The 23,306-nt window shown below is 64.8% G+C and carries 19 protein-coding genes; 7 read left to right on the forward strand and 12 right to left on the reverse strand.

Going from position 1 to position 23,306, the window contains the following annotated elements; translation table 11 throughout:
- The first annotated feature begins 131 nt into the window (after positions 1-131).
- Positions 132-1,031 (forward strand): hypothetical protein, encoded by a 900-nt coding sequence (locus V7066_RS04730; protein ID WP_334182093.1) that lies wholly within the window; start codon positions 132-134, stop codon positions 1,029-1,031.
- Positions 1,032-1,906: 875 nt separating this feature from the next.
- Here the strand turns inward: V7066_RS04730 and V7066_RS04735 are convergent.
- A complete protein-coding gene (locus V7066_RS04735; protein WP_334182094.1) occupies positions 1,907-2,044 on the reverse strand; it encodes a hypothetical protein in 138 nt (45 codons plus the stop codon).
- Between the two features lie 854 nt (positions 2,045-2,898).
- On the opposite strand from V7066_RS04735, the gene V7066_RS04740 reads away from it, so the two are divergent.
- Entirely contained in the window at positions 2,899-6,021 is a 3,123-nt protein-coding gene (locus V7066_RS04740) for a TonB-dependent receptor plug domain-containing protein (RefSeq protein WP_334182095.1), read from the forward strand.
- A gap of 105 nt (positions 6,022-6,126) precedes the next feature.
- Here the strand turns inward: V7066_RS04740 and V7066_RS04745 are convergent, their stop codons facing one another.
- Positions 6,127-6,723: a GNAT family N-acetyltransferase gene (locus V7066_RS04745; RefSeq protein ID WP_334182096.1), complete on the reverse strand. Its 597-nt coding sequence runs from the start codon at positions 6,721-6,723 to the stop codon at positions 6,127-6,129.
- A 123-nt stretch (positions 6,724-6,846) separates the two neighbouring features.
- On the opposite strand from V7066_RS04745, the gene V7066_RS04750 reads away from it, so the two are divergent.
- Positions 6,847-7,137: a DUF6916 family protein gene (locus tag V7066_RS04750; protein ID WP_334182097.1), complete on the forward strand. Its 291-nt coding sequence runs from the start codon at positions 6,847-6,849 to the stop codon at positions 7,135-7,137.
- Between the two features lie 65 nt (positions 7,138-7,202).
- Here V7066_RS04750 and V7066_RS04755 read toward each other — a convergent pair whose 3' ends face one another.
- Positions 7,203-7,838, reverse strand: coding sequence for a phage tail protein (locus tag V7066_RS04755; protein WP_334182098.1), 636 nt, complete (start codon positions 7,836-7,838; stop codon positions 7,203-7,205).
- 457 nt (positions 7,839-8,295) lie between these two features.
- Here V7066_RS04755 and V7066_RS04760 point away from each other — a divergent pair, with 457 nt between their 5' ends.
- Positions 8,296-8,733, forward strand: a complete 438-nt coding sequence (locus tag V7066_RS04760) for a GtrA family protein (RefSeq protein WP_334182099.1) — start codon at positions 8,296-8,298, stop codon at positions 8,731-8,733.
- Here the strand turns inward: V7066_RS04760 and V7066_RS04765 are convergent.
- The 7 genes from V7066_RS04765 to V7066_RS04795 all read right to left on the reverse strand — a co-directional run bounded on the left by V7066_RS04765 (position 8,687) and on the right by V7066_RS04795 (position 17,109).
- On the reverse strand, positions 8,687-9,667 hold the full coding sequence (locus tag V7066_RS04765) for a glycosyltransferase family 2 protein (protein WP_334182100.1): 981 nt from the start codon (positions 9,665-9,667) through the stop codon (positions 8,687-8,689). The two genes, V7066_RS04760 and V7066_RS04765, sit on opposite strands and share 47 nt — an antisense overlap.
- A 4-nt stretch (positions 9,668-9,671) precedes the next feature.
- Positions 9,672-10,628: an NAD-dependent epimerase/dehydratase family protein gene (locus V7066_RS04770; RefSeq protein WP_334182101.1), complete on the reverse strand. Its 957-nt coding sequence runs from the start codon at positions 10,626-10,628 to the stop codon at positions 9,672-9,674.
- Between the two features lie 58 nt (positions 10,629-10,686).
- Complete coding sequence (locus tag V7066_RS04775; RefSeq protein ID WP_334182102.1) at positions 10,687-11,946, reverse strand: class I SAM-dependent methyltransferase; 1,260 nt, start codon at positions 11,944-11,946, stop codon at positions 10,687-10,689.
- On the reverse strand, positions 11,939-13,159 hold the full coding sequence (locus V7066_RS04780; RefSeq protein ID WP_334182103.1) for a DegT/DnrJ/EryC1/StrS family aminotransferase: 1,221 nt from the start codon (positions 13,157-13,159) through the stop codon (positions 11,939-11,941). The genes V7066_RS04775 and V7066_RS04780 overlap by 8 nt, the downstream gene beginning before the upstream one ends.
- On the reverse strand, positions 13,150-14,286 hold the full coding sequence (gene rfbG / locus V7066_RS04785; protein WP_334182104.1) for a CDP-glucose 4,6-dehydratase: 1,137 nt from the start codon (positions 14,284-14,286) through the stop codon (positions 13,150-13,152). Before rfbG ends, V7066_RS04780 begins: the two co-directional genes overlap by 10 nt.
- Entirely contained in the window at positions 14,279-15,115 is an 837-nt protein-coding gene (rfbF, locus tag V7066_RS04790; protein WP_334182105.1) for a glucose-1-phosphate cytidylyltransferase, read from the reverse strand. The genes rfbG and rfbF overlap by 8 nt, the downstream gene beginning before the upstream one ends.
- Before the next feature lie 263 nt (positions 15,116-15,378).
- Complete coding sequence (locus V7066_RS04795) at positions 15,379-17,109, reverse strand: hypothetical protein (protein ID WP_334182106.1); 1,731 nt, start codon at positions 17,107-17,109, stop codon at positions 15,379-15,381.
- Between the two features lie 244 nt (positions 17,110-17,353).
- Here V7066_RS04795 and V7066_RS04800 point away from each other — a divergent pair, with 244 nt between their 5' ends.
- From V7066_RS04800 to V7066_RS04810, 3 genes are read left to right on the forward strand one after another with little or no spacing between them, the layout of a single operon-like run.
- Complete coding sequence (locus V7066_RS04800) at positions 17,354-18,508, forward strand: glycosyltransferase family 4 protein (RefSeq protein ID WP_334182107.1); 1,155 nt, start codon at positions 17,354-17,356, stop codon at positions 18,506-18,508.
- A 14-nt stretch (positions 18,509-18,522) separates the two neighbouring features.
- On the forward strand, positions 18,523-19,482 hold the full coding sequence (locus V7066_RS04805; protein ID WP_334182108.1) for an ATP-grasp domain-containing protein: 960 nt from the start codon (positions 18,523-18,525) through the stop codon (positions 19,480-19,482).
- On the forward strand, positions 19,475-20,140 hold the full coding sequence (locus V7066_RS04810) for an HAD family hydrolase (protein ID WP_334182109.1): 666 nt from the start codon (positions 19,475-19,477) through the stop codon (positions 20,138-20,140). The genes V7066_RS04805 and V7066_RS04810 overlap by 8 nt, the downstream gene beginning before the upstream one ends.
- A 161-nt stretch (positions 20,141-20,301) precedes the next feature.
- On the opposite strand, the gene V7066_RS04815 is transcribed toward V7066_RS04810, so the two are convergent.
- Both V7066_RS04815 and V7066_RS04820 read right to left on the reverse strand, forming a co-directional pair.
- Positions 20,302-20,871 (reverse strand): sugar transferase, encoded by a 570-nt coding sequence (locus tag V7066_RS04815; protein ID WP_334182110.1) that lies wholly within the window; start codon positions 20,869-20,871, stop codon positions 20,302-20,304.
- Between the two features lie 14 nt (positions 20,872-20,885).
- Positions 20,886-23,225: a GumC family protein gene (locus tag V7066_RS04820; protein WP_334182111.1), complete on the reverse strand. Its 2,340-nt coding sequence runs from the start codon at positions 23,223-23,225 to the stop codon at positions 20,886-20,888.
- Positions 23,226-23,306 lie beyond the last annotated feature (81 nt).

The following is a 23,306-nucleotide window of genomic DNA, read 5'->3' on the forward strand; positions in this document are numbered from 1 at the left end:
GCGGCCGGGCAAAATCGTGGCGTCTGAAACAGAGGCACCGTTTGGAGATTGTGGAGTTAAAGATTTTTAACCCAGACACACACCCGAGACCGCTGATAAAATAAGTAGACTCTGGAAGTTGATCCGGACAAATGTTCGGTATGAATCAAAAGCCGCTAAGTCTCTATTTTGATATCCCAAAAGGCGAACATGCAAACCTTGAGGTCGTAGCGCGGGCTACGCTCGAGTGGGTCGGAATCATCCGTGAGATTGCCGAGATCGTTGCCCCGGGAATTGAGTTCGATGTTGAACTCGTAAATACCGAAGAAGGCAGCCTATGGATCACCAACCTCATAAAGGCGGTCCGAGAGGGTGATCGGAAAGCGCTGAGCGCGATCGTTGGCGGGGTGTTGGCATTCTTTGCTGCTGGGCCTTTTCTTCATCTTCAGGCCGACGCCGGAAACAAAGTTCTGGAGTTGATGGGGCACAAGGATTTCGCTGAGATATCCGACAAGGATAAGCGTGATATTGCGAAGCTTGTTGTGCAATTGCTCCGTGACGAAGAGCTAGAAGCAAGGCGGCACAATCTTATTCGAGAAGTCGAAAAAGACAGGCGAGTTAAGGCGATCGGGGTCGCGCCTCGCCCGACGGTAGGAGGGCCAGCCTACAGAATTCCGCGTGCTGACTTCCCCTTTTATCATGCCCCGCCGCCCAAGCAGTTTCCAGGCGCTGATAAGATGACTGCGGTCGAGACTAGTGTTCCGGTGTCGATCTTGCGCGCAAGTCTGAAGCCGGGAGACACCAAGCCCAAATGGAGGTTTCAAGCAGGCGATGAGGCCTGGAGCGCGGTAATTGAGGATGAGGAATTCATTCGTGCACTCAATTCACAAGGAACGGGCCTTCCGCTAGCCGTAGGGCAGCGAATGGTTGTCGACGTCCTCATTGAAAAACGCATTCTGAATGGAGAGGTTGACGTCTCCCGACGTATCACGCGAGTGATCGACCCTAAAGTCAACCGTCGCCAAGGCCAGCTCGGCTTAGGTGGTGAGTAATTTCATCACCACATACGTTAGGACCAGGATCCCCACGACGACTGCCGCCTCAAAGCTAAGATAGCTTAGGCCGAAGAGAATGCCGAATACTGCTAATGCTAAAATAATAGCGTCGCTATACGATATCCGTGTTTCGGGGGCCTTAGCCATGGTTTTTCCTAGCGCTGCCCATCTGTTATCTATCGGATTTTACTGCTGACGAAGCAAGGCCGATAAAGCAGGTCGTTGCCGAACGACCCCAGAATTGCGACAGTCCGGTTCGCCTATCGTCACAGCCTCTTCTGGCAGAAGCGGCGACTTGTCAAATTCCCGGCCTCGCCGTGATTATGCACCCACGTGCGGGGCGGAAGCCGGGAGATTTAAACGGAGAGATCCCGTCGAAACACCTTGAGGGACGCCCGGGCATAATCCAGCATCACCCGATCCCAATACGGAGCGGCCTGACCCAAGCGGCTTCCCCTAGAACTTGTCCAACCAGTTGTACCCGCCGCCTAGCCGGGGGCGGCAGCCGAACGCCTGGAAGCGGGCAGCATCAAGCTCGGTCGCTTTAGGAGAGAGCAGCCTATACTGGATCTCCCGACAAGATCGGTCTGCGGCCTGGCTGTCCCGTAAGGCTTGCTCCCCCGATATACCTAAGCCGATCAGACCGATAACTCCAAAAATGAGAACTGCCCACTGTTCACGCTTTCGCTGGTGCACCATGAAGCTATAGGCCGCCACTGCTGCAGCCGAGACGGAGCATCCCCCAAGTGCGAACATAGCGGGCGGCATAAATCGGACCAATGGTTGAGCAAAATATGCGATGCCCACCAACGCGATCGTTAGGCCGCCGAATTGTCGGTAAAAATGTGCCCGCCTGCTCTCAGCGTCGTCGTTCATTGCTGCCTGTTCTCTTCATTCTCGATTATTGCAAGCGTCGCATAGGGCCGCTTCGGCGCCCAGCGTTGAATCGTGAACAGGCGCTCCGCAATGGAAGCACTCTTCGACGTGTACCCCATCCGCTTCTTCTTCATCGCGGATAGCTCGATCTAACATGTCCATCTTTCACCTCCGCGCTGACCATGCACGCTGTCTATGAAAGGTGGGTAAACCGGGACGCCATTGCGGCGGATGATTCGCGGGGTTAGGCGGAGCTTCCGCGAGTCGAACCGGAGGGCAAAATAGGCTGGGGGTACAATCGGGGGTATCTGATTTTCCGACCCAGGCGCCAGCCGCAGAAATCCGCCACATATTGGCGATCTTGGGACGGGCACCCTCTCCGCCATAGAGCTTCTTCGTTGAAGTCCCAGAAAGTAGCTGGGAGTGATGAAGTTTCTCGGGATGCTATTCCTTCGCATTTCAGCTCGAACGTTTGTCTGGCAAGCCTTCTGCCTGCGATCCGCAAGCGGTTGTCCTTCGCGTGCTCGGCTTTGCTTTTCCATACGGCGTTAGGTCGCGTTGGTGTTTTGCGGAGGGTCTTCGTCTGACGGCGATGATGTGGTCGTTCGATCGTTCGCGACATCGGTCCTGTAATGTCCGGTCGGTTCCCGGATGGGCAGGGCTATGTCTGCACCGCGGAAATGGCGGCTGAGTTCCTGACCAGAAGCAGGAATATGCCTGCCCGGAATTTTCGATTCGCAGGGCTTTGTTGGGCCGGATTCATCAACCGTTAATAGAACCAAAATCCATCCAATAAGATACCTGTTGCGCAACGGACACATATTGGTGATGTTATGCAATAACATTGCAAAAGTCGTTTGAACCCTAACGTCCTGAGCGCGATGGGCTGCCGTCGAGCGTCATCGAAACGCTCCAATGGCGGCGTCAGCCGCACTTTTGGCGGGTCTGGTCGCATGCCCCGCCTGAGTAATGGACAAGGAACGTAGATTTGAAGACCCCCTTCCAGAAGGCTGTGCTGTGCAGCGCCACGAGCCTCACGGCTTTTGTCCTGCTTTGCGGTAGCGCCCAGGCGCAGGATACCGCTTCGCAGTCTGAAACCGCTGACGTTTCCGACGACAACGCGATCGTCGTCACCGGCTCGATTACCCGCAATCCCGCCGCCGCCACCGCGTCTCCCGTGGTGTCCATCACTGCGGACGACCTGACGAAGCGCGGTATCACCACCGTTTCCGACGCTCTCCAGTCGCTGACCGCCAACAATGCCGGCACCATCCCGGCGAGCTGGTCAGCGCAGGGCTTCACCACCGGCGCCACCGCACCCTCGCTGCGCGGATTCAACAACGCCTACACGCTCACGCTGTTCGACGGCATGCGCACCGCCTACTATCCGCTGGCGGACGATACGCAGCGCAACATCGTCGACATCAACAGCATTCCCAGCTCCACCGTCCAGAGCATCGACACCCTGCTTGACGGCGCTTCGGCCACCTATGGTTCGGACGCGATCGCCGGTGTGGTCAACGTCATCACCAAGCGCGAAGTCCAGGGCCTGCACCTCGACGGCTCGATGGGTATCTCGCAGCGCGGCGACGGCGGCGAACAGCGCCTGAACGCCAGCTACGGCTACGGCGACCTGAACGACCAGGGCTTCAACATCTACGCCAGCGCCGAGTACCAGCACAACGACTCGCTCTACCTGCGCGACCGCAAGGGCCCGTGGAGCACGGCCGACCAGAGCTCGATCTGCGGCACCGCCGAACAGGGCTGCCTGACCAACAGCATCCGCAACGGCATCCAGGCCGATGGCAGCTACAACGGCTTCCAGTCGACCACCGTCAACTTCGGCCAGGCGACCTCGACGACGATCGACGCCAACGGCAACTACGTTCCGGTTTACGCCAGCACCCTTCCGGCTCCTGACAGCACCGAACCGGGACGGGCTCCTCTCTTCCTTGGTTCGTACCAGTTGCTCAACGCTGCGGCCGGCTGCGGCGGCCTGAATGCCGCGACGTTGTCGCCTGATCAGCAGGCTACCGGCCAGACCCAGTACACCAACGGTACCAATGTCAACACCGCCCCCTCGGTGGTCTGCCAGCAGGATCTGGTCAACGACTACCGTATGTACACGGCCGAAACGACCCGCAAGGGCGCTGCGGTGCGCGGTACGGTGAAGGTCGGCGACAATGCCGAAGCGTTCATCGCGCTCAACTACTATAACGTGAAGACCGCGAACTCGACCGTGAACTCCTCGTGGGCGGGTCAGACGGCAGCCGGCGGCGAGCAGATCACTGCGACCAACGTCTTCCTGCCGGTCTATGTCTGCGCGAACGGCACGTCGAGCGTCGATGCCAACGGCAATCTGCTGGCGACGGGCTGCAATGCCTCGAACGGCACGCTCAACCCGAACAACCCCTACGCTGCGCAGGGCCAGCTCGCGCGCCTGAGCGGCATGCCCGACCAGCCGCGCCGCACCTTCACCGATGCGAAGACCTACCGCGTCGCAGCGGGTATCCACGGCAGCTTCGGCTCGGGTTGGGACTACTCGGTCGGTGCCACGGCCTCGAAGGTCACGCTGGACGTCAAGAACACCGGCTACATCTACCTTCAGGGCCTGGCCGATGCCATCGCTCAGGGGACCTACAACTTCGTCGATCCCTCGCAGAACTCGGCAGAAGCCAACCAGCAGGTGTTCCGCGACCAGGAACGTCGTGCGACCTCGAAGCTGGCGCAGGTCATCGGCACGCTCAGCAAGGACGTGTTCGAACTGCCGGGCGGCATGGTGAACATCGCGGTTGCCGGTCAGTACCGCTACGAATCGATCAACAACCCGAGCGCCAACGCTCCCAACGAAGAAAACCCTTACGCGCGCTACTACGGCATCAACGCCGTGAGCGTGGTGGGCCACCGCGACGTCTGGTCGACCTCGTATGAAATCTCCGTTCCGATCATCGACTCGCTGCGCGTCAAGGCGGACGGTTCCTACGACCACTACTCGACCGGCCAGAAGGCGTTCTCGCCCAAGTTCGAGGCGGAATTCCGTCCGATCGAGCAGGTCAAGCTGCGCGGCACCTTCTCGCGCGGTTTCCGTGCGCCGAACCTGAACGAATCGTTCCAGGCGCCCTCGACCGGCTACAACAGCGCGCAGATCAACTGCAGCGAGGACACTTACCAGGCCTTCTGTGCAGCCCATGCCAGCAATCCGGCCTATTACGCGGGTACGTATTCGCCGGGTGTGACGTCCGGCGGCAACCGGGACCTGAAGGCGGAGCGTTCGACGTCCTACACATTCGGCATGGTCGTTCAGCCGGTCCGCAACGTCACGGTCACGCTTGATTACTGGCGCACGAAGATCACGAATCTGATCACGGCGCCGAACATCAGCTCTGAAATCTACGAGCAGTACTACGGCAACAACGGCGTAGTGAACGTTCCGGGCGTCACCATCATACCGGGCCAGCCCGATCCGCAGAATCCGAGCGCGCTGCCGCTGCTGGGCCAGATTGCGGGCACGTTCAACAACCAGAACGCGATGCTCGGCAAGGGTATCGACTTCTCGGCCGATGCCCATTTCAACCTGACCAACTCGATCACCTGGCAGACCAAGGCCAATGCTTCGTACCTGATCCGTCTGGAGCAGGAGAACGACAACGGCGAAGTGTGGCGCTACGACGGTTCGCTGGGCGGTTGCAACCTGACCTCGTGCTCGGGCGCCCCGCGCTTCCGCCTCACCTGGCAGAACACGCTGGACTTCAACGATCGCGCCAGCCTGACGCTGACCGCGAACTACACCAGCGGCTATTCGTCGACCTCGGCCGATGCCGGTGGCACCTACAAGGATTGCCAGAAGAGCGGTAAGGCCGGGCAACTCCTGACCTACGACAACGGCGATCCGGTCCAGTGCCACGGTCCGAGCACCTTCGACCTCGACGCCCACGGCGAAGTCAAGGTGGCGGACCAGTTCAAGCTCTACTTCGACGTTCTGAACGTGCTCGACGGCAAGCCGAAGTACGATCCGAACGCGGGTTACGGCCTGTACCAGTTCAACCCCGCCTGGCAGGACCGCCTGTTCATGGGCCGCTACCTGCGTATCGGCGCCAAGGTGGACTTCTAACAACCCTGTGACTCCCCCGCGGTGCCATCGTTTCCCGATGGCCCTGCGGGGGAACGCGAAGCGGCGCCTGGGGCGTGTCCCTTGCCCCAGGCGCCGTTTCGCACCTTATGCTTTGCCGCCGCCGTCCTTTCCGGATGGAGGTCGGCCGTTTCCGTTCCAGACCATGCCGGTATGGGTCGCGCCGACTTCGGTTTCGAGAAAACCCAGTCGGTCATAGAGCTTGCGCGCGCGCGGATTGTCATGTGCGACGCTCAGCCGCAATTGCGCTGTGCCCGCGACAAGGGCCGAGTGCTGCATCCAGCGGATAAGTGCGCTGCCGATGCCTTTCCCCTGGGCCTCTTTCGAAAGCAGGATGTCGATCAGCCTCCAGTCGCGAGCGCTACGATCGCAGTAGATGCGTCCGACAGACCGTCCAGCCTGGACGATCACACGGTAGTCGCCCTTGCGATGGACTTTCAGGAAATGGCTGTGCTGAAGGGCGAACTGATCGTCGAGAAAAGCTTGTTTCCGTTCGGCAGGCCAAGGCGTCATCAGCAGTTCGGCAAGCCGCGAGGCTCTGTATAGCGTAAGAAGAAATGGAATGTCCGCGGCGGATGCAGGCGGAAGTTCGACGTCCGATGCCCGAAGTTCTTCGGTCAGGGCCGGCATCCGGCGAGCGGAGGGGAACGGTTTCAACGCGCTGGAATCCATCGGCGAAGGCATCTCCCGATCGGGTCGACATACCGGCCCGCGTCATTGCGACCCGGCTTCACGACCGACGGTTATAGTGGCAAGTTCCGGAAACGAGGACGAAGATTCGCTCGTCCGTGGGGGAAACGGCACGTCATGACACTGCTTACACCGGAAGATTTTGAACCGTGGGTCGGCCGCAAGGTCCGCGTTGGAACGGTGCCGGAGCCGGTCGAAGTCATGCTGGGACGCATTCATCGTCGCAATGTCATTGCCGGCTTCGATGTGCGCGCGCCCTTTTCGCTCTACTTCGAATCCGCTCTGGATACGTATCTGATCGACGGAACTTACGAGTTCGACTGCGGGAAGGGTGGTCCTCACGCCATCTGCGTCACCCAGTTGCAGCCCCAGCCCGACCGCCGGATCTATGAGGCGGTTTTCGCCTGACGACACAACGCGATGCGGCGCCTGTCCGGGAGGACGGGCGCCGCATCCTTTTTCGTGGCGATCGATCAGGAACGTGACGGATAGATGCCATAGAGCGATATGTTGGTCTGTACCGCGAGATAGGGATTCATGATGGAAAACGGTGCGTTGCCGCCGGCTATGCCCACCGCGATGGAGCCTTGCGGCGTGAAGCTGCCGCCGGTGATGGAGACCCCGCCCAGATTGACGACGGGGCCGGTGGTCCCGCTGGGCGCATAGATCTTCACCGGGTTCGGACCGGCGTTCGCGGCATTGGTCAGCAGCGAACCCTCCGCAGGGATATTCGTCTGGTTCGTGGTTCCGGTGACCGCCTGGATCGTGCCGGTCGCCGACGTGGCGCCTGCCGTACCGGTAAAGGTCGCCGCATGGTTGTGGGCAGGCATGTTGGCGATCGTCAGCGTTGCCGTTTCGGTCCCCGAGATCTGGCCCCAGTTGTAGTTCTGCCCGCTCGCGGTGCTCTGTCCCAGCCCAAGGAAGGAGCGACCGGCGGCGTTCGGCAAGGCGAACGTGGTCGTGCCGTTTCCGCCGAATGTCGTGCCGAGCAACGAGAACAGGACATTGTTCTGGGCAATGCTGAGTATTTGCCCATTGCAGGTCGCCCAGCCGTTCGGGGCGAAATTGAATCCAACCTGCATTATCTGTCCGACAAACGGATCGCTCATATTGCCTCCCTGAATTAATGATCGAATCCAGAGATTGTGCAGCCCCGCGGATTCCGATTACTCATGCCGTTTGTGAAATGGATTGCCAACAGTGCTGTTCGTGGCGGTGTATGAATTTTAATTTCATAAGATTTAAGTCCGGTATGGGTGTAATTTTCATCAACTTGTAATGAATAAAGGTCGTCGTGTTTTTCTTGCATTCTCATTTCATAAGGGCACCCGTTTCGATGTGCGGTATTCGGGTGCCCGATGCAGCTCCGCGGACCTAATCCCTTGGGTCGAAAGGCGGCGCGAATGACCGAAGGTGCTATGCTTCCGGGGGATTGCCGGAAGCGCAGGGCGCGGTGCACCCTGGCGGCGGAACCCGTCGCAACAGGAAGCCGCTTTTGAACCGCACCGATACCGTCGTCGCCACCGGCCCCATCCTCATCGTGGGCGGCAAGCCGCAGGAGGCCGGATGAGCAGCCCGGTGGACAAGGCGGCGCTGCTCGGGCGCGAGGCGGCGATACTGGCGCGTTTCGTGCTGGTGGGGCTGGCCAATACCGCGATCGGCTATGGCCTGATCCTCGGCTGGCTGCGGCTCGGGCTGGGCGACTATGCCGCCAATGTCGCGGGCTTTGCGATGGGCTTGCCGATTTCCTACGGTCTCCACCGCCACCTGACCTTCCGGGCGCGTAACCGGGCTACCCTGAGCGAGGCGCTGCGCTACGGCACGGCGTTCCTGATCGCCTACGCCGCCAACCTTGCCGTGATCGCGCTGGGCCGGGGTGCGGGGTTCGAGCGCAGCGCCCTGGTGCAGGGGCTGGCGATCTGCACTTATGCGGGCGTGCTCTTCGTGCTCACTCGCATCACTGTCTTTCGCGCGCAACCAGCGAGATCACTTCGGGAAAGTTGAGCTTCTCCTCGACGATCGGCTTGGTGCCGGGCTTGGCCTGAAGGAACAGCCGCCCGACATATTCGCCGAGAATGCCCATGAATACCGCGTTGATCGAGATCGACATGAGCAGCAGGATCGTCGTGGTCGCGAAACCGGCGGGCCAGGCCTGACCCAGCAGGACCCGGCCGACAAGATAGATGAACGTCAGCACCATGCTCAGTACGCCGATGACGATGCCCGCGATCGAAGCGATGCGCAGCGGCATCAGCGAGTGGTTGAGCACGCCGTCCACCGCCAGCGAGATCATCGACTTGAGCGGGAACTTGCTTTCCCCGGCGATGCGGTCTCCGCGGTCGTATTCGAGGCCGATCTGCGAGAAGCCCATCGCGCTGATCAGCCCGCGAAGGTACGGCGAGGCGTCCTCCACCTTGTGCAGTTCCACCAGGATGCGGCGGTCGACGAGGCGGAACTCCCCGGCATTGACCGGCAGGTCGTCGTCGCTGATCCAGGTGATGAAGCGGTAGAAGGCGCGGCGCAGCGTGGCGACGAAGAAGCCGTCCTTCAGCGAGCGGCGGATGCCGTAGACCACCTGATGGCCGACCCGCCAGAGACCCAGCATCTCGGGGATCAGTTCGGGCGGGTCCTGGAGGTCGCAGTCGAGCTGGATCGAGCAGGCGCCGGTCGCGGCCTTGTAGGCGCAGAGCAGCGAGCGCTGGTAGCCGTAGTTGCGCGAGAAGCGGATGACCTTCAGGGCCGGGTCCCTGCGGGCGAGCTCTTCCAGCAATTCGAACGTGCGGTCGGTCGAATGGTTGTCGGTGACGATGATCTCGTAACTGTAATCGGGAAGCTTCTCGAAGACGCGCACGATCGCCTCGTAGCAGCGCACGACGTTGAGTTCCTCGTTGAAGGCGGGAACCAGTATGGAAACCAGGGTTTTCGGCTCGGCGTTCACGGATCTATCCTGCTTTGGTGCAGAGGGCGTTTTCGCCCGCGATGGTGCGGGAGAGGCCATGGTCGAGGGCGATGCGGGGATGCCAGCCGAGGCGCGTGGCGGCGAGGTCGGGGCTGGAGCGCAGTTCCACGGGTTCGTCCGTAATAGCGGCCCGCGAGAGGAAGCCTTCGCCGCAGCCGGTCATCGCCTCGATCCGGCAGGCGATCTCTTCCATCGTCGGGGCTTCCCCGGTGCAGATGTTCACGCAGTCGAGGTCCTGGGCGTGCGGCGCGCTGCGGGCGATGTGCAGCAGGGCATCCACCGCGTCCTCGACATGGAGCAGGTCGCGCCGGTCGTGGGGGCGGCGGATCGTCATTGACCGGCGCGAAAGGCAGGCGTCGATCATGGCGGGCACGAGGAAACTCGGCGCCTGCCCCTGGCCGTAGCAGAGCGCGAGGCGGGCGGTGATGACCGGGAAGGGCAGGCGCGGCGCCAGCATGGCGATGGCCTCGGTCGTGGCCAGCATCCCTGCGCCGTAGGGCGTGGAGGGGACCGCCCGTGCATGCTCGCGGTAGGGCAGTGCCGCGCGGCCATATTCGGCGATCGTCCCGGCGCGCACCACCACTTCGGGCGGGCGGGACAGTTCGGCCAGCGGTTGCAGCAGGTTGAGCGCGGGTTGGAGATAGATCGCGGCCGTGGCGCGCGCGGCGGTGAAGTCCGGCTCGGGCGGCAGGCGGGTCTCGGCGGCGAGATGGAATACGCGGCGCGGGGCCATGGCGCGGATGCAAGCGCGGATCGCCAGCCGGTCGGAGAGGTCGATGCGGTGGATCGTCAGGCGCTCGGCGAAAGGCGAGAGGCGGCCCAGTTCGGTGGAGGGGCGAACGATCGCATGGACTTCGCCCCCTTCCTCCAGAAGACGATTGACGAGATGGGCGCCGATGAAGCCGCCGGCACCGGTCAATAGCGTTACGCCTTCGGCCACTGGGCAACCCTTCCGAATGGGTCCGGGCCGGATTGGTTCCGGCTCCGGACGGTTCAGTTCAGCACACGATCCGGGGCACCGGCAGCGGCACCAGGAACTTGCCCCCGCGGGCGCGGAACGCCGCCTGCTGCTCGAAGATCTCGTCGAAGAAATTCCAGGCGAGTACGAAGAGCACGTCGGGCTTTTCTTCCTCGATGGCTTCGACCGGGCGGATCGGAATGCGCGTGTTCGGCGAATAGAGCCCGTGTTTCAGCGGGTTCCGGTCCACCAGGAAATCGAGATAGCTGGTGTCGATGCCGTAGTGGGTGATGAGCGTGTTGCCCCGCGCCGAAGCGCCGTAGCCTGCGATCTTCAGCCCGTGGGCCTTCATCTCGTCGAGCATGGCGCGCACGTCGCGGCCCATGTCGTCGACCTCGCGTGCCAGCATGTCGTAAGTCTCCGGCACGAGCATGCCGCCCGCCAGTTCGTCGCGCAGCATGTCGGCGACCGACTGCGAGGGACCGATCCCGGCGGCCTTGCGGTTCAGGAACACGCGCATCGAGCCGCCGTGGATGTCGGGCAACGAGAGTGCGTCGGTCACTTCGAGGTCGAAGAAGGCGGCGAGCTTGACGATCGAGAGCAGGCTGAACTCGGAGACGTGCTCGTGGTAGATGTTGTCGAATTCGGTGTGGTCGATGTACTCCTTGGCGCGGGGCACTTCGATCACGAAAGTTCCGTCATCCGCCAGCAGGATCGTGATCGCCGCCATGAAGGTATGGAGGTCGCCGATGTGGTTGAAGGTGTTGGTGGTGACGATTACTTTCGCCGGGCCGCGCTGCGAACGGACCAGTTCGGCAGAGGTCGGCGTGAAGTAGTCGATGTGGGTTTCCACGCCCCGCTCGGCGGCCATCGCGGCGATGTTCTCGGCCGGATCGAAGCCCAGCGTCGTGCAGCCCAGGGCATTGCAGGCGGCCAGCAGCAGTCCGTCGTTGCTGCCGATGTCGACGATCAGCCCGTCCCCGGCGCGTTCGGCCAGGACGCCTGCGAAGTCCGCGAAGTGGCTGTGCATCCGCGCCGCGCCCGAGGGGACGTAGAGGTAGTGGCGGAAGAAGTCGGCCGGGATCTGGTCGGCGATCTCCACCAGCCCGCATTCCAGGCAGACCTGGGTATTGAGCGGGAAGGCGGGCTGCTCGCTCTCCAGATCGTCCGGGCGGATCAGCATCTGGCCGGGGGCATGGTCGCCCAGCGGCAGGAACAGGTAGGGCGCTGGAGCCTTGCAGGCGCGGCACTCGGACAGGATGTCGGTGGCTAGCTGTTCGGGGATCGGCATCTCAAGCATTGGCCGCCTCCCGCGAAGGTGTGGTGGAAAGCGAGCGGACGAAGCCTTCGAACGTCTCGTGCATGAAATCGAGGTGGGCCTCGGTCAGGCCGTGGTGGCAGGCCAGCAGGATGCCGCCCTTCATCACCGCGTCGGCGACCGGATAGCCTTCCGGCGCGGCCTTGAGCGGCACGCCCTGCATGGCCGGCTGGCGCAGGATATTGCCGGTGAAGACCGGGCGGGTCTGGACGTCGCGCTCTTCCAGCCAGATCTGCATCTGGGTGCGGGTGAAAGGCGCGTCCTCGCGGATGGTGAGCGGGAAGGCCAGCCAGCCGGTGCGCGATTCGGGAAGCTGTTCGGGCAGGACGAACCAGTCCTCGTACTGCTTGAAGAAGGCGTATTGCCGCGCGAAGTTGTGCTCGCGCGCTGCGATGTTGTGGTCCAGCTTCTTCAGCTGCACGAGGCCGAAGGCGGCGCCCATTTCCGAAGGCTCGACGTTGAAGCCCAGCTCGTCGAACAGGAACTTGGCGTCGTAGTCGATGCCGTCGAGCGCGACGTTGAAGCGCTTCTCGATGCTTTCGGAATCGACGTAGAGCGAGCTGGTCCGTCCCCACGAACGCAGCAGCAGCGCGCGGCGGGCGAGGTCCTCGTCCGAAACGCAGAGCATGCCGCCGTTACCGGCCGCGTTGATGACGTGCGAGCCGTAGAAGCTGGTGGTGGAGATATGCGAGCGGGTGCCGGTGCTGGTGCCGCGCAGCGTGGCGCCCAGCGTGTCGGCGCTGTCTTCCACGACCATCAGGCCGTGCCTGTCGGCGATCTCGCGGATACGGTCCCAGTCGGGCAGGTTGCCGATCAGCGAGGGGATCATCATCGCCTTCGTGTTCGGCCCGATCATCGCCTCGATCTTCTCGACGTCGATGTTGTAGGTGCCGACCGCCGAGTCCACGAAAGCCGGGACCAGGCGCGAGCGCACGATCGGCGCGACGGTGGTGGCGAAGGTCAGCGCCGGGGTGATGACCTCGCTGCCCTCGGGCAGGTTCAGCAGCTCGATCGCGAGGTAGTTCGCCGAGGAGCCGGAGTTGACCATGATCCCATGATCCTTGGCGAACAGCGCCGAGACCTGTTCCTGCATGGCGCGCACTTTCGGCCCCATCTGGGTGGAGGTCCGCAGGACTTCCAGGACGGCGGCAATTTCCTCTTCGCCGTGGACGGTCTGGCCATAGTTCACGCGCATAGTGCTGCTTCCCCCTCGAGTGTTTCGGTAAAATCGCCGGAATAGCGGGCGATCTGCGCCTCGCTGAAGGCGCGCATGTCTTCGTCTCCGGCCGCGAAGGCGCGGTACCATTCGGCGCTCATGGTCACCGCCTGCTCGGTCGAAAGGCGCGGGCGCCAGCCGAGCCGGGCATGGGCCTTGCTGCTGTCGAGCGTCAGCATTCCGGCCTCGTGCGGGTCGTCGGGACGGCGCCCGAAGGCGATCTGGGCGACGCCCGGACCCCAGGCCCGCTGGAAATGGCGCGCGATCTCCTCGACGTCGATGAAGCCCTCGGCGCTGGGGCCGAAGTTCCAGGCTTCGGCAAAGCGCGGCGCCTGCTCCCCAAGCAGCCGCGCACCCAGCATCAGGTAGCCCGCGAGCGGCTCCAGCACATGCTGCCATGGGCGCACGCTGGCCGGATTGCGGATGGTCACGGCCGTGCCCGCCATAGTGGCGCGCACCACATCGGGCAGCAGCCGGTCGAGCGAATTGTCGCCCCCGCCGATCACGTTGCCCGCGCGCACGGTGGCGATCTGGCATCCGGCGGGGTCGGAGAAATAGGAGCGCCGGAACGCGGCGGCGACCAGCTCGGTGCAGCCTTTCGAGGCGCTGTAGGGATCGGCCCCGCCGAGCGCGTCCGTCTCGCGGTAGGGCCATTCCCACTCGCGGTTCTCGTAGCACTTGTCGCTGGTGACGACGACCACGCCGCGCACCGATGGCATCCGCCGCACCGCGTCGAGCACGACGGCGGTGCCGGTGACGTTGGTGGCGAAAGTCTCTACCGGATCGTCATAGGACGGCCGCACCAGCGCCTGCGCGGCGAGGTGGAACACGAGATCCGGTTCCAGTCCCTCGCAGGCCTCGGCGTAGGCACGGGCATCGCGGATATCGGCGATGCGGTGGTCGACCAGCCCCCCGAGGTCGACCGAATGAAACATGTCAGGGCCTTGCGGGGGGCGGTGCAAGGCGACCCCGGTGACCTCTGCGCCCAGTTGCCTGAGCCAGAGGCATAACCAGCCACCCTTGAAGCCGGTGTGGCCGGTCACCAGAATCCGCTTGCCCCGAAATGCCGAAACAAGCGCCTGATCCAGTGTGCCTTGTTCAGGCATGTTGCAGCTTTGTCGGGACATCGGTGCTCAGCACCGGCTGTCCGTTTTCGAAATCCATCCAAGGCGGCAGGGCCTGGGTGCCGAGCTTGTCCAGCGTGTCGCGGTCGCGCACGGTGTCCATCGGGTGCCAGAAGCCCTTGTGCTTGTAGGCCATGAGCTGGCCGTCGTGGGCGAGGCGCGTCAGCGGCGCCTGTTCCAGCGGTTCCTCGTCACCGGTGAGGTAATCCAGCACGCCCGGCTCGAAGACGAAGAACCCGCCGTTGATCCAGGTCTCGTACTTGATGACCTTTTCGGTGAATTCGACCACCTGGCCGCCGGTGCCGTCGCAGGCGCCCAGTTCGAGGTTGCCGAAGCGCGCCGGCGGCTGGACCGCGGTGACGGTGGCGAGTTTGCCGTGCGAACGGTGGAACGCCAGCAGGGCGTCGAGGTCGATATTGCCCACCCCGTCCGAGTAAGTGACCATGAAGGTCTCGTCGTCCAGCCATGAGCGCAGGCGCTTCAGGCGCCCGCCGGTCATCGTCGCAAGGCCGGTATCGACCACCGAGACGCGCCAGTCGATCTTGGACGTGGGGCGCAGGGCCATCTCGCCGTTGCCGATGCCGACCGTGAAGTCGTTCGACATGAGGTGAAGGTCCTGGAAAAAGCTCTTGATCGCCATGGCCTTGTAACCGCAGGCGACGATGAAGTCGTTGTGCCCCCAGCGGTCGTAGATATCCATGACATGGAGCATGATCGGACGGCCGGCCACTTCGACCATGGGCTTGGGAACCCGAACCGTTTCTTCGGCAAGGCGGGAGCCGAGGCCCCCCGCCAGCAGGACGACTTTCATGACCGCACCTCCGGTGTCGGAATTTTCTGGAGAAATTCTCCCGTCGATGGAGGAAGGTTAAGAGCAGTTCGGGCCGGCGGAGAAGTGTTCATCCGGGTTAGGCAGCTTTAGCCAGCCGGGGTGCCAAAGGGTTAAGCGCTCCCCTGCAAATGCGCGGCGGGGCCATTTGGGGAGGGTGCCCATACGCTTTCGCCGCCCCGGACCCTTCGCTTTCGCGGCAGGGAACGGGGCGGCGGTCATGGTGGGCCGTTATGGTGAGGCGATCACTCCAGCCCGGCGGGTTCCGGCGTTCGGCGGTAGAGCACCGGTCCGGCGTCGCCGCGCTTTCCGGTGAAGGCCGTGTAGCCGTGGCTGCGGGCATAGTCGGCGAAGGCCTGCTCCAGCGGCTCCTCGCCGCTCACAAGGATGGCCGAGGGCCGGTTGGCGTCCAGCCAGGACGTGAGGTGAGTGGGCGAAGTTGTCGTCCAGTAGGTCCGGTCCTGCGGCGGCAGGTAGTCTGCCACGCGGTAGACGAACTGCCCGGCAGCGAATTCGCCCGGCAGCGCAAAGCCGCCTTCCAGTGCCAGCACCGGCGAGAGCGTCGCCACGGTATCGCCCGAGGAAGCCCCTGCACTGCGAGCGAGGTCGCGCATCTCGCGGTGGATCTTCACGCCTTCCCAGGTTGCGGGGCGCGACAGCGAGATCAGCCCCGGGGCCAGTCGCGATCCCGCGCAGAGCAGGGCCACGAAGGCCAGCGAAAGCAGCACCGCGTCGGCTGCCGTCCGGTTCTCGCTCAGCGTGCGGGCGCGCAGCAGCACCACCAGCAGCACGAGGAACGGGATCGGCGGCACGAAGTATTGCGGGAACGAGGGGGTCGGCACGAAGGAGATGACCACGCCCATGACCGCCAGCGCGGCGGTCAGGATCACCGGCCAGGACCAGACCGCCAGCACCCCGTCGCGCCAGCCGCGTCGCCATAACGGCAGGGCGATGAGCGCGACCATCCCGACGAGGGCCAGCAGCGTCGCGTTAGAGGTCCAGATTTCCTCGGCGAGCAGAATCTTCTGCGCCGCGGTCATGATCTTGGGATCGGTGGAATGGGACCAGTAGGCAGGTTGCAGCTGCGTGAAATAGCGGATGGTATGGGCGAAGAAGGCGTCCGGGTCGGAAGCGATGGCGATCAGCGCCGGAACGCCGCCGGTCAGGCCGCCCAGCGCCAGCGGAACCGTGCCGCAGATCAGACGCTGGCGCAGCGGATGGGCCAGCGGCGCCAGCACCGTGGCGAAGGCCACGAACGGCGCGAGGAAGATGTAGTTGGCCTTGAGCCCCACCGCGACCGAGACCAGCACGCCCGCCACGAAGCAACACATCCACGAAGGCCGCTCGCGGTCCAGCCCGCAGAGCAGGAAATGGATCGCCATCAGCGCGAAGGGCAGCGGCAGGAAGTTGTTGCTGACCATCAGGCCCGGTGCGCCGATCAGCAGGACATTGCCCATCAGCAGCATGGCGCCGGTGAAGAAGGCGGGAAAGCCGGCACGCTGCCGTCGTGCGATCAGCCAGAGCGCGGCGATCGCCATGGCCCAGGACGCCGCCACCAGCAGTCGCCCCAGAAGAAGCAGGTGCCCCGTGCCGGTCAGCCAGTACAGCCCGCCGAGCATGTAGGGCAGATAGGGCAGGTGGTTGTAGCCGAAGTCGCGGTAGATATCGCCGCTGCCCCAGAGGCGCGCAACGGCGATGAAGAGGTTCTCGTCCCGCCCGATCGGATAGGCGAGCAGGCGCCCGACGAGGCCGAGGTACAGCACCGCGAGCAGCCCCGATGCGGCGATCGTCGCCAGGTTCGGCGTCGCGCGCACCGACAGGCCACCCGGTCCGTCGCTCAGCCCCGTGGACATCGAGGCGGCCAGCCCCGGCGCTTCGGCGCCGATGCCGCCGTCCGGCATGGCCGGCGGCGCGGCAAAGCCCGGGTCCTGCGGCAGGTTTGCCCCGGCGTCCTGCGACACGTCGCGTTTCATCATCGGACTCCCCTGTTGCTCGCCCTTCGCGGAAGTGTGGCGGATGGCGGGGCAGACCGTGAGCGCGATTAGGGCGTACCCACTCCGGATGACGAGGGCCCATACTGCCTCAGAATCGAACTCTCCAATAAAGGGTTAGACCGCATGAACGCCTGTCCGACGCTCCGGCATCGATTAGGTTCGGGGGCAATCGAACGAACAGGTTTTCACCCAGGCGGACTTTTTTCCAGGCGAACGAGGGGTAGCCTTGGCACTTACACCCGGCACGATGCGCATCGCAATTCTCGCCTCCGGCCTTGGCGCCGGCGGGGCGGAACTGGTGATCGCCCAGCTTGCGCACCACTGGTGCGGCGCCGGTCAGGGCGTGGACGTGATCGCCTTCGACCGGCCGGAAGACCCGGTGTTCCATCGTCTGCCGGAAGAGGCTGCACTGCACCGGCTGGGCGGCAACAGCGGCTTCTTCGGCATGGCGGGCCGGGTGTTCGCCCTGCGCAGGGTGCTGCAACGGCAGCAGCCGAACGTGATCGTCTCGTTCCTGACCAAGAACAACCTGATCGCCGCGCTCGCCACCATGGGTACGCAGACCCGTCTCGTCTGCGCCGAACGCAACAATCCCGAGCGGCAGGACACGCATCCCTTGTGGAACCTGCTGCTGCGCCTGCTCTATCGCCGCGCCGACGTCATCGTCTGCCAGACGGCGGCGGTGCGGCGCTGTTTTCCCGCTGCCGTGCAGGAAAAATTGGTGACGATTCCCAATCCCGTTCCGCTGCCTGACGTCGCTCGCCCTGGGGGCGAGATGAAGCGCCTCTGCGCGGTGGGGCGGCTGGCGCATCAGAAGGGCTTCGACCTGCTCGTTGCCGCCTTCGCCAAAGTGGCGCCGCGCTGGCCCGACTGGCGACTCGACATCTGGGGCGAGGGGCCGGAACGCGCCGCGCTGGAGGGGCAGGTCCGCGATCTTGCCCTGGAGGAGCGCGTGGTGCTGCGCGGAATAAGCCCCCGGCCGCGGGGCTGGGTGGCGGAAGCGGGGATCTTCGTGCTGTCCTCGCGCTACGAGGGATTTCCGAACGTGCTGGGTGAAGCGATGGCGGCAGGCCTGCCGGTGATCGCCACCGACTGCGACTTCGGCCCGGCCGACATGGTGGAGCACGGCCGCAGCGGGCTGCTCGTGGAAAGCGAGAATGCCCTGGCGCTGGGCGAGGCGATGGCCGGGCTGATCGGCGATTCCTGCGCTCGCGCCCGCATCGGTGCGGCGGCGGAGGAAGGCATGGTGCGTTTCCAGCCGGGGCGGATACTGCAGCAGTGGGATCAGGTGCTGGTGCAAGTCCTGTCGCCCCGGCATGGTGGCGAGAGATTTGCCCCTGTCTCGGCCAATGCCGGGCGAAGGGCCGGCGCCAAAGGATGATCGGGGGGAACAGGGTGGTACGGATACTTTTCACCTCGGCCGGGCGCCGGGTCGAACTCACTCGCTGTTTTCGCCGTGCGGCGGAGAAGCTGGGACTGCGCGCGGAGATTCACGCCTGCGATCTCGAACCCGAACTCAGCGCCGCCTGCCTTGAGGCCGAAGCGGCCTTCGCGGTGCCGCGCTGCACGGCGCCCGATTATGTCGAGCGCCTGCTGGATTACTGCACGCGCGAGCGGATCGAGCTGCTGGTGCCGACCATCGACACCGAACTGGACGTGCTCTCGCGGGCGCGGGAGAGATTCGCGCAGGCGGGCACCCTGGTCCACGTCAGCGCGCCGGACGTGATCGACGTCGTGCGCGACAAGGAGCGTACCGTCTCGGTCCTGGCCGAGGCGGGCGTGCCGGTGCCGCGAACCGCCCGGATCGAGGATCTGCGGGCCGACCCGTCGGGCTGGACGTTCCCGCTTTTCGTCAAGCCGGTGGGCGGCAGCGCCAGCCGGGGCATCGGCGTGCTGCAATCGGCGGCGGACATTCGCAGCGACTATCCCGAGCCGATGCTGGTGCAGGAACTGCTGCGCGGCCCGGAATATACGATCAATATGTACCTCGACGCGCGCGGGCGGATGCGCTCGGCGATCCCGCATTTGCGGATATCGACCCGCGCGGGCGAAGTGGAGAAGGGGCGCACCGTGCGCGACCCGCGCATGATCGCCATTGCCGCCGACATCGCTGCAGCCCTGCGAGGGGCGGAGGGCGTGCTCTGCTTCCAGCTCATCGACGATCCCGATCGCGGCCCGCGCGTCTTCGAGATCAACGCCCGCTTCGGCGGCGGATATCCGCTGGCGGACCATGCCGGCGGGCGCTTCGCCGAGAGCCTGCTGGCCCGCATCACCGGCCGCGCCGAATGCGCAAGCGACCTCTGGCGCGAAGGCGTGACGATGGTGCGCTACGACAGCGCCGTGTTCCGTGGTTGATATCGCGGACAAGGTCGTCGTTCTCGATCTCGACGATACGCTCTACCTCGAACGGGATTTCGCACGGAGCGGTTTCGCGGCGGTGGGACGGCATCTGGAAGAGAGCCACGGCATCACCGGCTATGCGGCCGAGTGCGCGCGCCTGCTCGACGAGGGGCATCGCGGCACCGTGTTCGACGCCGCACTGGCCGCGCTCGGACAGGCCGTTATCGAGGTGGCGCCGCTGGTGGCAATCTATCGCTGTCATGTGCCGGATATCGCGCTGGCCGGGGACGCCGAGCGTCTGCTGGCGCGGCTCGCTACGCGGGCCAGCGCGATCATCACCGATGGTCCGGCCCAGACCCAGGGCAACAAGGTCGCCGCGCTGGGGCTTTACGACCGGATCGGCAAAGTGATCCTCACCGGCCTGCTGCCCGAGGGCTGCGGCAAACCCCATGCCATGGCCTACGAGATGGTCGAGCAATGGTCAGGCCGTCCGGCTGCCGAGCATGTCTATGTGGCCGACAACGCGGCCAAGGACTTCGTCACGCCGCGCGCGCGCGGCTGGGCGACCGTGCAGATCCTGCGCGAAGGCCGCATTCACCCCTGCACCGCGCCCACGCCCGACCATGCGGCGCACCATGTGGTTTCATCGCTGGATGAACTCGCGCTAGGCTGACGGAGATTCACAACCCCGTCATCCCAGCGAAAGCTGGGACCGCTGTCGGCCTAGCTCCAACCCTGCGCGCCAGGCTGAGGCGTTATCAGTGCCTTGGCGAGATATCACAACATGGCGGATAGCGGTCCCAGCTTTCGCTGGGATGACGGGGCGCGTGACGATCAATCCGCCAAGGCCACCTCGCGCGAGCGGCGTTCGCCGCCGACCATGACCCAAAGCGTCAGCGCCACGATCCGGAGGTCCAGCAGCGGCGAGGCATTCTCCACGTACCAGAGGTCGAGCGCGATCTTCTCGTCGAGCGAGAGCAGGGTATTGCCGTTGACCTGCGACCAGCCGGTAAGTCCCGGCCGCACCCGGCCTCGCGCGGCGCCGCGCGGGCCGAGACCGGCAATGGTTTCGGGCAGCAGCGGGCGCGGGCCGACGAAAGTCATGTCCCCGGCGGCGACGTTCCACAGGCCCGGCAGCTCGTCGAGGCGGCTGCGGCGCAGGAAGCGGCCGAAGGCGGTGACGCGGGCCTCGTCCGGCAGCGGCTGGCCGTCCGGCCCGGTGGCCTCGCGCATCGAGCGCAGCTTGAGAAGGGTGAAGTCCCGCCCCTCGCGGCCGGCCCGGCGCTGTCGGAACAGCACCGGGCGACCCATCGAGAGCATCGTGCCAAGCCCCAGCAGCAGGAGCAGCGGCAGAAGGGTGAGCAGGAGCAGCGTGGCGAGCAATCGAAGGGAAGCGAAGGCCACTCGCGCGCTCCTGCTCACGCTTCCACGGGGCGCCAGGAATGACCCCGGAAGAAGCGACGGACCTTGGCGGCCCACTCGTCGCGGGTCGGGACCGGCGAGGAGTAGTAGCTGGCCGAGTCCGCGTAGAATTGCACCGAGTCGCCATAGCGGCGGCGGGCATGCTCGGCGTAGTCCACCTGGTCGAAGATGACGCCGCCGACGCTGTCGTCCAGCATCTCCAGCGCGGCGCGCATCTGGTCGCCGGTGGTGTGTCCCCAGCGGGCGACCAGCACGGTCTGGTCGGCGAAGTGGCACATCGCCCTTGCATCGCGGACCGCCAGGGCCGCCGGGGCATTGATGATGACCAGTTCGAAGCGTTCCCGCAGCTGTTCCAGCAGCGTCTTCAGACGGTTGGAGGACAGCAGCAGCGCGGGTTCGGCCACCGGGTCCTTGGCGCTGAGCAGGACGATCTTGTTGGCGCCTTCCGGCTCGATCACTTGCGTACCGTCGGCGGAGGTGATGAGCTTGCCGTCGTAGGGATGGGCGGAACGCGGGCTGACCAGGCTGTCGAGGTCGGCGCGGCCACAGACGATGTCGACCAGATCGGGCACCTGCATCTCGTTCTGGAGCCGCTGGAGCGCGCCGCGCTTGCGCAAGTCGAGGTCGAGGATCACCGTGCGGTCGCCCATGGCGATCCCGGCGGCGGCCAGCGTCAGCGAGACGGTGGACTTGCCGTCGCCCGGCAGCGGCGAGGTGACCAGCACGACCTGCGAGTTGCCGCCCTTGCGGTCGAGTGCCCGCACTTCGGTGTACGTCGAGCGGGCGACTTCGGCGAAGAGCGACTGCGGCTCGTTGATGACCGGGCTGTCGTTCGGGTCTTCCGAGAGGTTGCTGTTGAGCAGCGGCAGCATGCCCAGGGTCGGCAGTCCGAAGAGACGGCGGATCTGTGCGGTGGTGCGCAGGCGGTCGTCGAGGAAGTCGCGGGCGAAGGCGATCAGGAAGGCCAGCACGCTCGAACCGAGCAGGGCAGTGATCGCCATCTTGACCGGCGCGGGCGCGACCGGATCGAAGTCCGGCACCGCCGGGGAGACGACCGAGGAGGACACGCCTTCCATCTGCATCTGTGCGCGGACCTGTTCGACGCGGCCGGCGATCGCCTTGTAGGCATCGTCCGCCAGGGTCGATTCGCGCACCAGCTTGTCGAGCTGCACCGAATTGGCGGTGTTGCGATAGGCGGTCGAGCTGAGCCCGGCGACGATGCCTTCGAGGCGGTTGGCCTGGGCGTTGTCGCCGGCGGCCTGGCTGCGGGCCAGTTCGGTCATCTGCGCGGCCTTGGCCGAGGCATCGGCCTGGGCGGCGGCCTGGACGCGGGCCTGCTCCTTGACGATGCCGTCGTTGACCGTGGCGAGCTGCGAGGCGAGCCGCTTCACGTCAGGATGGTTCGGCCCGAGGCTGGTGGAGAGCTTGGAGGTTTCGGCCACCAGTTCGCCGCGGGTGCGTTCGAGCTGGTCGAGCACGCCGGAGCTGGCGAGGGCGGTGCTCTGCATGCGGCTGGCGCGGGCGATCCCGGCGCTGCGGGCCATGGAGGCGTCGCGCGCGGCGATGGCGGAGGCGCTCTGTACGGCGATCCGGTTGAGCTGGGCGAGGTCTTCCGTCCCGCCTGCACCGGTCAGCATCTGGTGCTGCGAACGGAAGTCGGCGACGCGCTGGGCGGTTTCCTCGGCCTCGGTGGCGCGGGCCTGCTGTTCCTGTTCCAGCGAGGCGAGCAGTTCGGCGCGGCGCTCGTTGGTCTTCATCGTGCGCAGCGAGCGGACCGAGACCGGGATCTGGTTGGCGATCGAGGCGGCCAGCACGGGCGAACCGGCGGTCACCGAGATCTCGACGAGGTCGGACCCGGCTTCGGAGCTGATCGCGACCATCGAGAGGACCTTGTTGGTCGCGGCCTGTTGCAGCACCCGCCTGTCTTCGGGGACCTTGCCGAGTTCCTTGAGGAAGTCGTTGTCCTTGGTGAGATGGAGGTCGGCGACGACCTGTTCGGCGGCGGAGCGCGAGCGATGCAGGCGCACGGCATTGGCGACGCGTTCGGCATTGCGCGAGTTGACGTCGGCCTGGTTGGTGCCGACTTCATCGATCAGTTCGACCTGCACGGTGGAGGAGGCGCGGTAGAGGGTGGGCGAGAGCCATTGCTGCACCAGCACCGCCAGGGTGATCGTGCCGACCACCAGCGCCATCATCGTGCGATGCCGGTAGAACACGCGAAGCAGGTCGCGTGGACCGACCTGCTGATCGGACGATGGGTTATCCCGCGAGGGCGCCGGTCCGCGGTAATGCGCCGGCGCGCCGCCGATCGTGCTGGTCGCGATTGCAGTCGACATGTGTGCCCCTCCAACGAGGTGATGTTCGCCGCCTTGCGGTCGGCTTTCGTGAACCCTGCCGCCCCCCCTCGGGACGGTGCC

It is taken from the genome of Novosphingobium sp. (assembly GCF_036820275.1).
Taxonomy (GTDB): domain Bacteria; phylum Pseudomonadota; class Alphaproteobacteria; order Sphingomonadales; family Sphingomonadaceae; genus Novosphingobium.